Source organism: Desulfuromonas versatilis, from assembly GCF_019704135.1.
In the GTDB taxonomy this organism is placed as follows: domain Bacteria; phylum Desulfobacterota; class Desulfuromonadia; order Desulfuromonadales; family NIT-T3; genus Desulfuromonas_A; species Desulfuromonas_A versatilis.
In genome coordinates, this window is sequence record NZ_AP024355.1 from 1,767,836 (window position 1) to 1,781,880 (window position 14,045).

Genomic DNA, 14,045 nt, shown 5'->3' on the forward strand with positions numbered 1-14,045 from the left:
GCAAAAAAGATGGGTTTTATCTTCGTGTCCTTCGTGCTCTTCGTGGTGGATTCAGCTTTTGCTCCTGAAAGACGTCTGCAAATCACAGGCCAAGGGTTTCCTTGAGGCTCTTCAGGTAGCGGCGGCTGACGGGGAGGCGGTTGCCGAGGCGGGTCTTGATTTCGGCGGCGCCGTTTTCGAGCAGGGTGATTTCGTCGATCTGCTCGACGTTGACCAGGTACTGCTTGTGACAGCGCAGCAGGCCGGTGCGAGCCTCGAGGATCTTCAGGGTGAGTTCGGTGAAGAAGCTCCCCTGGGCGCAGGTCACGTGCACCCCGCTCAAGTCCGAGTGGACATGCTCGACCTCTTTCGGGTCGACCAGTTTGATGCGGTTGGCGCAGATGCAGGGGATGCGGTTGATGGCAGGCGTTTCGTAACTGGGCCGGGCCCCCTGGCGGATCAAGCGGCGGATCTTGTCGACGGTCTTGCCCAGGCGCTCCTGCTCGACGGGCTTGAGCAAATAGTCGAGGGCGTTCTCCTCGAAGGCCTTGAGGGCGTACTCGTCGTAGGCGGTGACGAAGACCACGTGGGGCATGATGTCCTCGTCGATCATGCTGAGCAGCTCGAAGCCGCTGAGCAGAGGCATCTGGATATCGAGAAACACCAGTTCGGGCTTTTCGAGGTGGACCACCTTGATTGCCTCGATGGGGTTGGCGCAACTGGCCACGATGTCGAAGCCGCCGATCTCCTCCAGCAGCAGTTCCAGCTCTTCACGGGCGTGCAGTTCATCGTCGACGATGACGGTCCGGATCATAACTGGCAACCTTCCGCCGGCAGGCTGATGGACACCAGGGTGAATTCCTCGGGCGTGCAGCTGATGCGGATGCCGTACTGGCTGCCGCAAAGATTTTTTATCCGCTTGTCGACGATGTTCATTCCCAGTCCTCCCCCCTGGATCTCCTTGCAGTAGGTCCCTGCGTTATCCTCCACCTCGATGGTGACCTGTTGTCCGCTGCGGCGCACCGCGACCCGGACCACGCCCTGCTCGATCATGTTGGATATGCCGTGCTTGACGGCGTTCTCGATGATCGGCTGCAGGGTGAAGGTGGGGATCCTCAGCTCGCCCAGCCCCGGTTCGACCTCGATTTCTACCTGCAGTTTATCCTCGAAGCGGGCCTTCTCAATTTTCAGGTAGGAATTGACATGGTCGACCTCCTCGTCGACGGTGGCCAGATCACCGGAACGTTTGAGGTTCTTGCGGAAGAAATTGGACAGGTGCTGCAGCAGCTCCCGCGCCCGCAGCGGATCTTTGCGGATGATGGCCATGATCGTGTTCAGGGCGTTGAACAGGAAGTGCGGGTTGATCTGGGCCTGGATCAGCTTGAGCTCCGAGGTTACCAGCAGGTTTTTCTGCTCTTCGTAACGGTAACGCAGCAGCTGGTCGGAGAGCAACCCGGCGATCCCCTCGCCGAGGGTCTTGTTCATGTTGAGAAACCGCCGGTTCTTCGGTTCGTAGAGCTTGATGGTGCCGATCACCTGCTCATCGATGTGCAGCGGGACGATCAGGACCGAAGTCAGCGGGCAGTTGCCCGACAGCGAGCACTGGTAGGGTTCGGACTGGCCGTTGACCCAGATGACCTCGTTGTTGCGGATGGCCTGCTGGGTTAGAACCGAGGCGATGGGCGAATTGGGGAGGTGATGGTCGGAGCCGATCCCCTCGAAGGCGAGGATCTTATTGGTGTCGGTGATGGCGACGGCGCCGACCCCCGACTCCTCGTGGATGATCCGGGCCAGGTTGCGGGCGGTCTCCGCGCCGAATCCCTTGCCGAGAATCCCCAGGGAGCGTTCGGCGATCTTGAAGGCCCTGGCCGAAAACATCACGCTGAGCTTGTCGAAGGTATCCTTCTGGTCGCGCAGGATACTCATGAACAGAAAGGTCCCCAGGGCGTTGGCGGTGATCATCGGTATGGCGATGATCTGCACCAGCGCCAGGCTGTTCTCCAGCGGCCGACCCAGCCCGGCGATGATCGCCATGTGCACCAGCTCGCCGACGAAGGTCGTGATGAAGGCCACCCGGGGGTTGTAGATCTGCTCCGAGCGGTTGCGGCGGCAGAGATAGAGATGGACCATCCCCCCGAGGAACCCCTCGAAGGTGGTGGCGAGCATGGCCGGCGCGGCGACGAAGCCGCCGACGAAATAGCGGTGCAGGCCGCCGGTGAAGCCGACCGCTGTTCCCAGCAGTGGCCCGCCGATGATGCCGGCCAAAACCGCGCCGATGGCCCGGGTATTGGCTACCGCGTCGCGGACCGGCAGACCGAAATAGGTGCCCAGGATCGAGAAAACCGAAAAGATGAGGTAGAGGATGAGCTTTTGCCGCGAGTTCAGCGTCTCGCCCGCCAGGGCTTTGAAGGCGGGCGATTTGCTGAACAGGTAGCCGATGACCAGGAAGACGCTCATTTCCTGGATCAGGGCGAAAAACAGTTTCATGGCGGCGATCTCCGCTGGCGAGCCGCGAATGCCCCGCCCGATGGTTGGTTCGGGGGTGGGGAACGGCTGCACAATCTACTTTGAGTCTATCATGGTAAACTGGTCAGACCAGAATCCTAGCCGGTATACGAAGGAGATGTCAATCCCTTTGCCCCTGGCCGGTTTTCGCCATGGAAGTGGTGAATTTTCCCCACGTTTCCACGTATACGACAAAACCCTGTTTTGCTCGACCAGGTTGGAGCGCCGGGGAAGGGCGATTTTCCGTTGTCAGGGGGATTTTGTGGTCTATTTCGTGGTGTTGCGTGCAAGTTGTTGAAATATATAGGAACCAAAAATTTGTGCTTGACACGTAAACATGCTCTTCATTAGGTTGTCTAGCTGGTAAGACCAATTTCTCTCTCTCCCTGACCCCGACTCTCCGGTCCAATGTAACTGAAGGAGGTATTGTACCCCATGGATATTCTGGCTCTGAATTGCGGCAGCTCGTCAGTCAAATACCAGCTCTTCAGCTGGGAACGAAAGGAAATCATCGCCAAGGGGATGGTGGAGCGCGTGACCATCGAAGGTGGGTTCATCATTCACGAGGTCCCCGGGCGCAAAACCTACCGTGAAGAGCACGAATGCCCCGATCACCGCGTGGCGATTCAGCTGATTATGAAAACCCTGGCCGACCCCGAGCAGGGGGTGGTCAAGGACATGTCCGAAGTCTCGGCCGTAGGGCACCGGGTGGTGCACGGCGGGGAAAAGTTCACCCGCTCGGTGCTCATCGACGACGCGGTGCTCGAGGCGATCAAGGAGGTCCAGGATCTCGCCCCGCTGCACAATCCGCCCAACATCGCCGGCATCGAGGCGGCCCAGACGGTACTGCCCAACGTGCCCCACGTAGCGATCTTCGATACCGCCTTTCACCAGACCATGCCCCGCCCCGCTTTCATGTACCCGCTGCCCATGGAGTGGTACGAAAAGCACGGGGTGCGCCGCTACGGGTTCCACGGCACCAGCCATCTGTACGTCTCCAAACGCGCCGCCGCCCTGCTCGGGAAAAATCCCGCGGACTGCAAGCTGGTGACCATGCACATTGGAAACGGTGTTTCCCACTGCGCCATCGATCGGGGGGTCTCGGTGGACACCTCCATGGGGCTTACCCCCCTGGAAGGGGCGGTGATGGGGACCCGCTGTGGCGACATCGACCCGGCCATTCCCGGTTTCGTCATGGAGAAGGAGGGGCTTACCGCCAAGCAGATCGACGCCATCCTCAACAAGAAATCGGGCATCCTCGGCGTCACCGGTGAGTACACCGACCGGCGCGACGTCATCGAAGGGGCCGAGAAGGGCGACGAGCGCTGCCTGCTGGCCATCGAGATGGAGGCCTACCGCCTCAGGAAGTACATCGGCTCCTACGCCGCGGCCCTGGGCGGCCTCGACGCGGTGGTGTTCACCGCCGGGGTCGGCGAGATGGGCTGGCAGATCCGCGAAAAGACCCTCGAAGGGCTCGAGTTTCTCGGCATCCGCCTCGACCGCGAGGTCAACCGCAACACCATGACCCGCAAGCGCGAGACCCTGATCACCACCCCCGACTCGCCGGTCAAGGTGTTCGTCATCCCCACCGACGAGGAACTGGTCTTCACCGAGGACGTGGTGGCCATCCTCGAGGGGACCTACACCGACCACATGAACTTCACCTACAGCTTCGCCAAACCCGAGTTCGCGAGGTCGGCAGCGTAGTTCGGGTTATTGCCATACCCGCAAATAAAAAACTATCACCACGAAGGACACGAAGGCCACGAAGTTAAAATCCAGGTTTTTCCCTTCTTCGTGTTCTTCGTGCCCTTCGTGGTAAAGAAAAAAGTTCTTTCAAGTAAAAAAAAGCGTCACAAGGAGTAATTACCGCCATGGGAAGACCCGCTAAAAACCCCAAGAAATACATCGTCTCCTGTCGCATCGACGACGACGAAATGGAAACCCTGAAGCGGCTGGCCGCCCGGGGCAATACCAACATCTCGGACCTGCTGCGCCTGAGCCTCGACCTGCTGGCCCAGGACGGCGCCCCCTCTCCGGGAAACAACGCGTGAACCCCTGGCCGCCTGGCCACCAACCCACCATGTAAAAGGAGAACTGCATGTCCCGAAAGATGGTAACCATCGACGGCAATACCGCCGCCGCCCACGTGGCCCACGCCACCAACGAGGTCATCGCCATCTATCCCATCACCCCCTCCTCGGTGATGGGCGAGATCTCGGACGCCAAGAGCGCCCGTGGCGAGAAGAACATCTGGGGCACCATCCCCAAGGTGGTTGAGCTGCAGTCCGAAGGCGGCGCCGCCGGCGCCGTGCACGGGGCCCTTCAGGCCGGTGCCCTGACCACCACCTTCACCGCCTCCCAGGGCCTGCTGCTGATGATCCCCAACATGTACAAGATCGCCGGGGAGCTGACCCCCACGGTCTTCCATGTGTCGGCCCGCGCCATCTCGGCCGCCGCCCTGAACATCTTCGGCGATCACTCGGACGTCATGGCCTGCCGCCAGACCGGCTGGGCCATGCTCTGCTCGAACAACGTGCAGGAGGTCATGGACTTCGCCCTGATCTCCCAGGCCGCCACCCTCGAGTCCCGCGTGCCGTTCCTGCACTACTTCGACGGCTTCCGCACCTCCCACGAGGTCCAGAAGGTCGAGGCCCTCTCCCAGGAGGACATGAAGCACCTGGTCGACGATGAGCTGGTGCGCGCCCACCGCGCCCGCTCCCTCTCGCCCGACCACCCCTCGCTGCGCGGCACCGCCCAGAACCCCGACGTCTACTTCCAGGGCCGCGAGACCGTCAACAAGTTCTACCAGGCCGTCCCCGGCATCGTGCAGAAGGCGATGGACAAGTTCGCCGAGCGCATGGGCCGCCGCTACAACCTGGTCGACTACGTCGGCGCCCCCGACGCAGAGCGCGTCATCGTCATCATGGGCTCCGGCGCCGACTGCGTCGAGGAGACCGTCGAGCATCTGGTCGCCCAGGGCGAGAAGGTCGGCTTGCTCAAGGTCCGCCTGTTCCTGCCGTTCCCCCTCGAGCAGTTCGCCAATGCCCTGCCCAAGACCGTGAAGAAAATCGCCGTGCTCGACCGCACCAAGGAGCCCGGCTCCCTCGGCGAGCCCCTCTACCACGACGTGCGCACCGCCATCGGCGAGGCCATGGAGCAGGACCTGGTCAAACTGGCCGGCTACCCGGTCATCGTCGGCGGCCGCTACGGCCTCGGCTCCAAGGAATTCTCCCCGGCCATGGTCAAAGCCGTGTTCGACAACCTGTCCCAGGACAAGCCGAAGAACCACTTCGTGGTCGGCATCGTCGAAGACGTCACCGGCACCAGCCTCGACTTCGATCCGTCCTTCAAGATTCCCGCCGAAGGGGTTTACTCGGCCATGTTCTTCGGCCTGGGCTCCGACGGCACCGTCGGCGCCAACAAGAACTCCATCAAGATCATCGGCGAGACCACCGACAATAACGTCCAGGCCTACTTCGTCTATGACTCGAAGAAGGCCGGCAGCATGACCACCAGCCACCTGCGCTTCGGCAAGACCAAAATCCGCTCCCCCTACCTGGTCGACAGCGCCGACTTCGTGGCCTGCCACATGTTCGCCTTCCTCGAGAAGTACGACATGCTGAAGAACGCCAAGCAGGGCGCCACCTTCCTGCTCAACAGCCCCTACGGCAAGGACGAGGTCTGGCAGCACCTTCCCCTGGAAGTGCAGAAGCAGATCGTCGACAAGCAGCTCAAGTTCTTCGTTATCGACGGCGTCAAGCTGGGCAACCAGATCGGCCTGGGCCCCCGCATCAACGTCATCATGCAGACTGCCTTCTTCAAGATCTCCAACATCATCCCTTTCGAGCAGGCGGTCAAGGAGATCAAGGACGCCATCGTCAAGAGCTACGGCAAAGCCGGCGAGAAGGTCGTCAACATGAACTACCAGGCGGTCGACGCCGGCACCGACAACATCGAGCAGGTCGCCGTGCCCGCCGTTGCCGACAGCAAGCTGCGCATGAAGACCGGCCTGGGCGCCGAGGCCCCCGAGTTCGTGCGCAACACCCTGGGCCCGATCATCGATGGGCTGGGTGACTCGGTCCCGGTTTCGGCCATGCCCGCCGACGGCACCTTCCCGACGGACACCGCCCGCTACGAGAAGCGCAACATCGCCGTCGACATCCCGGTGTGGGACAAGGAGCTGTGCATCCAGTGCGGCATCTGTTCCTTCGTCTGCCCCCATGCCACCATCCGCATGAAGATCTACGACGCCGACAAGCTCCAGGGCGCTCCCGAGAGCTTCCTCTCCTGCGACGCCAGGGGCAAGGGGCTCGAAGGCAAGAAGTTCACCCTGCAGGTGGCTCCCGAAGACTGCACCGGCTGCGGCGCCTGCGTCTACAACTGCCCGGCCAAGAGCAAGACCGAGGAAGGCCACAAGGCCATCAACATGACCTTCCAGGCGCCGATCCGCGAGCGCGAGGCGGCTAACTGGGACTTCTTCCTCTCCCTGCCCGACACCGACCCGGCGCTGCTCAACCGCGCCACTCTCAAGGGGAGCCAGCTCCTGCCGCCGACCTTCGAGTTCTCCGGCGCCTGCGCCGGCTGCGGCGAGACCCCCTTCGTCAAGCTCTGCTCGCAGCTCTTCGGCGACCGCATGCTGGTGGCCAACGCCACCGGCTGCTCGTCGATCTACGGTGGCAACCTGCCCACCACCCCCTGGACCACCCGCAAGGACGGTCTGGGCCCGGCATGGTGCAACTCGCTGTTCGAAGACAATGCCGAGTTCGGCTACGGCATGCGTCTGACCGTCGACAAGTTCAACGAGTACGCTCTTGAACTGCTCGAGCGCGTCGTCACCGACGCCGCCCTGGTCGAAGCCATCAAGGGCGCCGACCAGAGCACCCAGGAAGGGATCGAGGAGCAGCGCGGCCGCGTCGCCAAGCTCAAGTCCCTGCTGGAAGGGAAGGAAGACGCCGAGGCCAAGCAGCTGCTGTCGCTGGCCGACTACCTGGTGAAGAAGTCGGTGTGGATCCACGGCGGCGACGGCTGGGCCTACGACATCGGCTACGGCGGCCTCGACCACGTGCTCGCCTCGGGCGAGAACGTCAACGTGCTGGTGCTCGACACCGAGGTCTACTCCAACACCGGCGGCCAGGCCTCCAAGTCGACCCCGCTTGGCGCTGTGGCCCAGTTCGCCGCCGGCGGCAAGCAGATGCCCAAGAAGGACCTGGGTCTGATCTCCATGACCTACGGCAACATCTACGTCGCCAAGGTCTCGCTGGCCAACCCGGCCCAGGCGGTCAAGGCGTTCCTCGAGGCCGATGCCTTCGACGGGCCGTCGCTGATCATCGCCTACACCCACTGCATCGCTCACGGCATCAACATGACCAGCGCCGTGGAGACCTGCAAGGACGCCGTGGCCTCGGGCCACTGGCCGCTGTTCCGCTACAACCCCGAGCTGGCGGCGCAGGGCAAGAACCCCCTGCAGTTCGACAGCAAGGAGCCGACCATGACCTTCGAGGAGTACGCCCTCAAGCAGAACCGCTACCGCGTGCTCAAGAAGATCGACGCCGGCATGTCCGACCAACTGCTCAAGGCGGGCAACAAGATCACCGCCAGCCGCTTCCAGCTCTACAAGCAGCTGGCCGAGATCCAGGCCAGCTTCAGCGCGGTGGAAGAGCAGAAGTAAGTTTGTTTCGCTGTACCAGAAAAAATCCCCCGGCGGGCGACCGCCGGGGGATTTTTTTGTTTTGTTTTACAGGTCGGGGCCGGCCGCGTCGGATCCGACTGATCAGTCGGATCGGTCCGATCCGTCGAATTTTCGGCGGCCGGCCCCGGTTTTAGTAACCGCCTGAGGAGGTTGGCAAAACTTCATCACGCAGGGGCTTGACAGCCCCTGCCGACTCGACTAAAAGTGGTCTTTTAATATTTCATTCCGCCAAAAGAAAGGTCGCTTCGATGAAAAATTTAGCACTCAAAATGCTGACCCTGTTGCTGGCCCTGCCCCTGGTGGCCAACGTGGCAGACGCGGCCGAGAAAAAGGTCAAGGCCGGTTTCATCTATGTCGGCCCGGTGGGCGACGCGGGCTGGACCTGGTCCCATGATCAGGCCCGCCAGGAAATGGAGAAGCTCCCCTTCGTCGAGCCTTCGACCTTCATCGAGTCGGTCCCCGAAGGGGCCGAGTCGGCCCGCGTCATCAACGGCCTGGTGCGCAAGGGGCACAACCTGATTTTCACCACCAGCTTCGGCTACATGGACGCCACCCTCGACGTCGCACGGCGCAACAAGGACGTGGTCTTCATGCACTGCTCGGGCTTCAAGACCGCCGAGAACGTCGGGAACTACTTCGGGCGCATGTACGAGCCCCGCTACCTCTCGGGGATCGTCGCCGGCAAGATGACCAAAAAGAACGTCATCGGCTACGTGGCCGCTTTCCCCATCCCCGAAGTCATCCGCGGCATCAACGCCTTCGCCCTCGGGGTACGCAGCGTCAACCCCGAGGCCACCGTCAAGGTCGTCTGGACCCAGACCTGGTTCGACCCGGGGATCGAGCGTGACGCCGCCGACAGCCTGCTCGACGTCGGCGCCGACGTGCTCGCCATGCACCAGGACGCTCCGGCCACCCTGCAGGCCGCCGAGGCCCGCGGCGCCTACGTCATCGGCTACAATTCGGACATGCGCACCTTCGCCCCCAAAGCCTTTCTGACCGCCCCGGTCTGGAACTGGGCCCCGCTCTACAAGAAGATCGCCGAGCAGGTCAAGGACGGTACCTGGAAGTCCGAGGCGATCTGGTGGGGGATGGACACCGGCATGGTGGGTCTTGCACCCATGAGCGACCAGGTGCCCGCCGAGGTGCAGAAGCTGGTCGCCGAAAAGACCGAGGCGATCAAGGCCGGCAAGTTCCACCCCTTCGCCGGCCCGATCAAGGACCAGGAGGGCAAGGAGAAAATCGCCGCCGGCGCCACGGCCAGCGACCCCGAACTGCTCGGCATGAACTGGTTCGTCGAGGGTGTCCAGGGGACGATCCCCAAGTAATTTCGGTTTAACTGAAAAGTCAGGCACGCACTCCGGTTGATGCGGAGTGCGTGCCTCTTTTGTATCTTCAGAGCCGGCCGCCGACTGATCCGTCGGATCGGACCGATCGGTCAGATCAGTCGGCGGCCGGCACTGCAAAGCTGAAACCCGGCAGAATTCTCAAACCCATGCCCAACCTGCTCGAAATCGACCAGATCCGCAAGACCTTCCCCGGCGTGGTCGCCCTGGAGAGCGTCTCGCTCGCCATCGCCCCCGGCGAGATCCACACCCTGCTCGGTGAAAACGGCGCCGGCAAGAGCACCCTGATGAACGTGCTCACCGGGCTCTACCGCCCCGAGCGGGGCGAGATCCGCATTGCCGGCGAAGCGGTCCACCTCGCCAGCCCCCGCGATTCGCTGGCGCTGGGCATCGGCATGGTGCACCAGCACTTCATGCTGGTGCCGGCCCACAGCGTCTTCGAGAACATCCTGCTGGCCCTCGAGGGCGTCCCCAACTTCTTTTCCCGCCGCCGGTACAAGCAGAAGATCCGCCGGATCATCGACGAGTTCGGGCTCGAGCTCGAGCTCGACGCGCCGGTCTGGAAGCTCTCCATCGGCGCCCAGCAGTGGATCGAGCTGATCAAGCTGCTGATGCGCGATTGCCGCCTGCTGATCCTCGACGAGCCGACCGCGGTGCTCACCCCGCAGGAGAGCGACCGGCTGTTCGCGGTGCTGAAAAAGCTGCGCGAGCAGGGCAAGAGCATTATATTTATCTCCCACAAGATGCGCGAGGTGATGGAGATCTCCGACCGGGTGACGATCCTGAAAAAAGGGCACAGCCTGGTCACCCTGGCCCGGGGCGAGTTCGACGAGGCCCGCCTGGCCTCGCTGATGATCGGCGAGGACCAGATCCCCGAGTGGGAGAAACATCCCTGCGTCCACCAAGAGGTGGTGCTCGAGATCGACCGGCTCGCGGTGCGCAACGAGCGCGGCCTGGCCGACCTCGACGATTTCAGCCTGCAGCTGCGCAAGGGAGAGATCCTCGGCATCGCCGGGGTGGCGGGCAACGGGCAGAAGGCCCTGGCCGAGGTGCTGACCGGTCTCAAGGAGGCCGCCCGGGGGCGGATCCTCGCCGGGGGCGAGGACCTCACCCACAGCGACGCCCGCAGCTCCTACATCGCCGGCATCGCCCACATCCCCGAGGACCGCAAGAGCATCGGCATCGCCCCCGACATGACGGTGGACGAGAACCTGATCATGAAAAGCTTCAAGAGCCGGGATTTCCGCCGCTGGATTTTCCAGGACCGCGGTGCCATCCGCCGCAACGCCGCGGCCAAGATCGACCAGTTTGCCATCAAGGCCGGCCCCGCCGGCAACCCGGTGCGCTATCTCTCCGGGGGCAATATCCAGAAGGTGATCATCGCCCGCGAGCTCTCCGAGCGGCCCGCGGTGCTGGTCGCCCTCTATCCGACCCGCGGCCTCGATATCGGCAGCGCCGAGTACGTGCACAAGGTGATGGTCGACGGCGCCGGGCAGGGGATGAGCACCATCCTGATCTCCGAGGACCTTGACGAACTGCTCAAGCTCTCCGACCGCATCGCGGTCATGTTCCGCGGTCGCCTGGTCGGCTGCGTCGACCCGCGCAGCACCACCCGCGAGCAGATCGGCCTGATGATGAGCGGGGAGGCTGCGGCATGAGACTGATCGCCGAAAAACGCGAGATCTCCTCGCCGCTGTTTCGCTTTGCGGCGCCCATCGTTTCGATCCTGGTGGCGCTGTTCGTGGCCGGTTTCCTGCTGCTGGCCGCCGGGGTCAACCCCCTGCAGGCCTACCTGGAGATCATCCAGGAGTCGCTCGGCTCGGGCTACGGGCTCTCCGAGACGCTGGTCAAGGCCACGCCGCTGATCCTGGCGGGCCTGGGGGTCTCGCTGGCCTTTCGCATGCAGATCTGGAACATCGGCGCCGAGGGGCAGATCTACATGGGCGCCGCCGGCGCCACCTGGGTGGCGCTTTTCTCCGGCATCGAGAACCACGCCCTGATGATCAGCGCCATGCTCCTGGCCGCCTTTGCCGCGGGCGGCCTCTGGGCCGGGGTGGCCGGGGTGCTGCGCGCCCGCTGGCGGGTCAACGAGGTCATCGTGACCCTGCTGATGAACTATATCGCCATCCTCTGGGTCGATTACCTGATCTACGGCCCCTGGAAAGACCCCCAGGGGTTCAACTTCCCGCTCACCGCCCAGTTCAGCGACACCGCGCGCCTCGCCGAGTATTTCAACACCCGCCTGCACAGCGGCTTTTTCATCGCCCTGTTCTGCGCCCTGGCTCTGTGGCTGCTGATGGAGCGCACCGTCTGGGGCTACGAGATCAAGGTCATCGGCAGCAACCCCAAGGCCGCCCAGTACGCCGGGATGCGCACCGGCATGGCGATCTTCGCCGTGCTGTTCCTGAGCGGCGCCATCGCCGGCATCGCCGGCTTCAGCGAGGTGGCCGGCCTGCAGTACCGTCTGCAGCACGGCATCTCGCCCGGCTACGGCTACACGGCAATTATCGTCGCCTGGCTGGCCAAGCGCAGCGCCCTCGGCGTGGTGATCGTCGCTTTTCTGATGGGGGTGCTGCTGGTCGGCGGCGACAGCCTGCAGCTCTCCTGGCAGCTGCCAGTGGCCTTCGTCTACGCCTTCCAGGGGCTGATCCTGTTCTTCCTGCTCGCCTCGGATTTCTTCATCCTCAATCGCGTGCGGCTGGTCCGGGAGGAACGCCATGCTTGAGATCCTGCTCGACGCCACGGTCCGCGCCGGCACCCCGATCCTCTTCGCCACCCTGGGGGCGATCCTCAACGAGCGCGCCGGGATCATCAACCTCGGCATCGAGGGGCTGATGCTCATCGGCGCCCTGGCCGGCTTCGCCGGCACCCAGGCCACCGGTTCGCTGCTGGTCGGCGTACTGGCCGCTTTTGCCGCAGCGCTTGCTGCCGGCTGCATCCACGGCTTCGTCACCGTGCAGCTGCGCGGCAACCAGATCGTCAGCGGCCTGGCCCTGACCATGTTCGGCATCGGCGTCACCGCCCTGTTCGGCCGCGGCATGGTCGGGCTGACCATCGAAGGGTTCGAGCGCGCCGCCATTCCGGGGCTGAGCCAGATCCCGGTGATCGGCAAGCCCTTCTTCAACCAGGATTTGCTGATCTACTTCAGCTTTTTGCTGGTTGCCGGCCTGCACTTTTTCTTCTACCGCACCCGCTGGGGGCTCTCCCTGCGCACCGTCGGCGAAAACCCGGCGGCCGCCGACACCTGCGGGGTGGCGGTCAACCGCTACCGGTTTCTGGCGGTGGCGGTCGGTTCGGGGATCGTCGGCATCGGCGGCGCCTACCTGAGCCTGGCCTCGACCCCCATGTGGATCGAGAACATGTCCGCCGGCCGCGGCTGGATCGCCGTGGCTCTGGTGATCTTCGCCTCCTGGTCGAGCGGCCGCGCCCTGGCCGGCGCCTACCTGTTCGGCGGCATCACCGCCATGCAGCTGCGCTTTCAGGCCATGGGCACCACCGTCAGCGCCCACATCCTGCAGATGCTCCCCTATTTCTTCACCATCCTGGTGCTGGTCGTCTCCACGCTGCGCCTGCAGAAGGGCGCCTCCCAGCAGCCGGAAAGCCTCGGACAACCCTACGACCGGGAGGACCGCAAATGAACCAGGCCGCCGCCGCTCTGCTCGAGCGCATCCGCCGCGAAGGCGCCGTGAAAGGGCAGGTGATCAAGGTCGACCGCTTTCTCAACCACATGGTCGATCCCCTGCTGATGGAAGGACTCGGCGAAGAGCTCGCCGGCCGCTTCGCCGGGCAGCAGATCGACAAGGTGCTCACCGCCGAGACCAGCGGCATCATGATCGCCCAGGTCATCGCCCACCGCCTCGGCGTCCCCTTCATCTACGCCAAGAAGAAGCGCCCCCTGACCATGGGCGAGTTTTACGCCGCCGCCAGCTACTCCTTCACCAAGCAGGAATCGACCACGCTGCATGTCTCCCGCGAGGTGCTCGGCGCCGGCGAGCGGGTGTTGTTCGCCGACGATTTCTTCGCCCAGGGTTCGACGCTCAAGGCCATCGAGCAGATTGTCGAGCAGGCTGGTGCCACCCTCGTCGGCTCGGCGGTGATCATCAACAAGTCCGAGCGGCGGGACATTGCGGCGGTCCTGACCATGGATGAGCTGCGGCCTTTGGGCGAATCGGCCTGAGCGCGACCTCAGTTCGGCATCCGACCCTGTTCGATATTGTGATTAAAACCGGCGGGTCGCGTCCCGCCAGACGCCTTACTTTTTGTCCAGGCGGCAACAAAAAGTAAGCAAAAAATGCCTTCGCCTGGCGGCGGGCACTCTTGATGTCATCATTTCGACCATTGCTGTCGGTTGTGCATGGGACCAGGGCGTCGCTTCGTAGCGGGGAAGCTTTTTGGCCGGCTGGACGCGGCCTCTGTTGCGTGGCGAGGTAGCACTGATCTACTGAGGTGTGACGCCGAGGCCGTTTTGGTTTTGATTTTTTTCCAGCAGCGCCGGTGTTTGCAACAGCCCCGTAGACCGACTGCGC

10 protein-coding genes are annotated in these 14,045 nt (G+C 63.3%); 8 read left to right on the forward strand and 2 right to left on the reverse strand.

The window, feature by feature from the left end:
* Positions 1-82: 82 nt before the first annotated feature.
* Together btsR and DESUT3_RS07815 are read right to left on the reverse strand one after the other, a co-directional pair.
* Positions 83-793: a two-component system response regulator BtsR gene (gene btsR, locus DESUT3_RS07810; protein ID WP_221251917.1), complete on the reverse strand. Its 711-nt coding sequence runs from the start codon at positions 791-793 to the stop codon at positions 83-85.
* Positions 790-2,466, reverse strand: a complete 1,677-nt coding sequence (locus DESUT3_RS07815; RefSeq protein WP_221251918.1) for a sensor histidine kinase — start codon at positions 2,464-2,466, stop codon at positions 790-792. Before DESUT3_RS07815 ends, btsR begins: the two co-directional genes overlap by 4 nt.
* Positions 2,467-2,919: 453 nt before the next feature.
* On the opposite strand from DESUT3_RS07815, the gene DESUT3_RS07820 reads away from it, so the two are divergent.
* The 8 genes from DESUT3_RS07820 (at position 2,920) to DESUT3_RS07855 (ending at position 13,696) form a co-directional block, all read left to right on the forward strand.
* Positions 2,920-4,191 (forward strand): acetate kinase, encoded by a 1,272-nt coding sequence (locus DESUT3_RS07820; RefSeq protein ID WP_221251919.1) that lies wholly within the window; start codon positions 2,920-2,922, stop codon positions 4,189-4,191.
* Between the two features lie 167 nt (positions 4,192-4,358).
* Complete coding sequence (locus DESUT3_RS07825) at positions 4,359-4,538, forward strand: ribbon-helix-helix protein, CopG family (RefSeq protein ID WP_221251920.1); 180 nt, start codon at positions 4,359-4,361, stop codon at positions 4,536-4,538.
* 47 nt (positions 4,539-4,585) lie between these two features.
* On the forward strand, positions 4,586-8,155 hold the full coding sequence (gene nifJ / locus DESUT3_RS07830) for a pyruvate:ferredoxin (flavodoxin) oxidoreductase (RefSeq protein ID WP_221251922.1): 3,570 nt from the start codon (positions 4,586-4,588) through the stop codon (positions 8,153-8,155).
* A 269-nt stretch (positions 8,156-8,424) separates the two neighbouring features.
* Positions 8,425-9,501, forward strand: coding sequence for a BMP family ABC transporter substrate-binding protein (locus DESUT3_RS07835; protein WP_221251923.1), 1,077 nt, complete (start codon positions 8,425-8,427; stop codon positions 9,499-9,501).
* A 167-nt stretch (positions 9,502-9,668) separates the two neighbouring features.
* Positions 9,669-11,177 (forward strand): ABC transporter ATP-binding protein, encoded by a 1,509-nt coding sequence (locus DESUT3_RS07840; protein WP_221251924.1) that lies wholly within the window; start codon positions 9,669-9,671, stop codon positions 11,175-11,177.
* Complete coding sequence (locus tag DESUT3_RS07845) at positions 11,174-12,244, forward strand: ABC transporter permease (RefSeq protein WP_221251925.1); 1,071 nt, start codon at positions 11,174-11,176, stop codon at positions 12,242-12,244. Before DESUT3_RS07840 ends, DESUT3_RS07845 begins: the two co-directional genes overlap by 4 nt.
* On the forward strand, positions 12,237-13,157 hold the full coding sequence (locus DESUT3_RS07850) for an ABC transporter permease (RefSeq protein ID WP_221251927.1): 921 nt from the start codon (positions 12,237-12,239) through the stop codon (positions 13,155-13,157). The genes DESUT3_RS07845 and DESUT3_RS07850 overlap by 8 nt, the downstream gene beginning before the upstream one ends.
* A complete protein-coding gene (locus DESUT3_RS07855) occupies positions 13,154-13,696 on the forward strand; it encodes a phosphoribosyltransferase family protein (RefSeq protein ID WP_221251928.1) in 543 nt (180 codons plus the stop codon). Before DESUT3_RS07850 ends, DESUT3_RS07855 begins: the two co-directional genes overlap by 4 nt.
* Positions 13,697-14,045 lie beyond the last annotated feature (349 nt).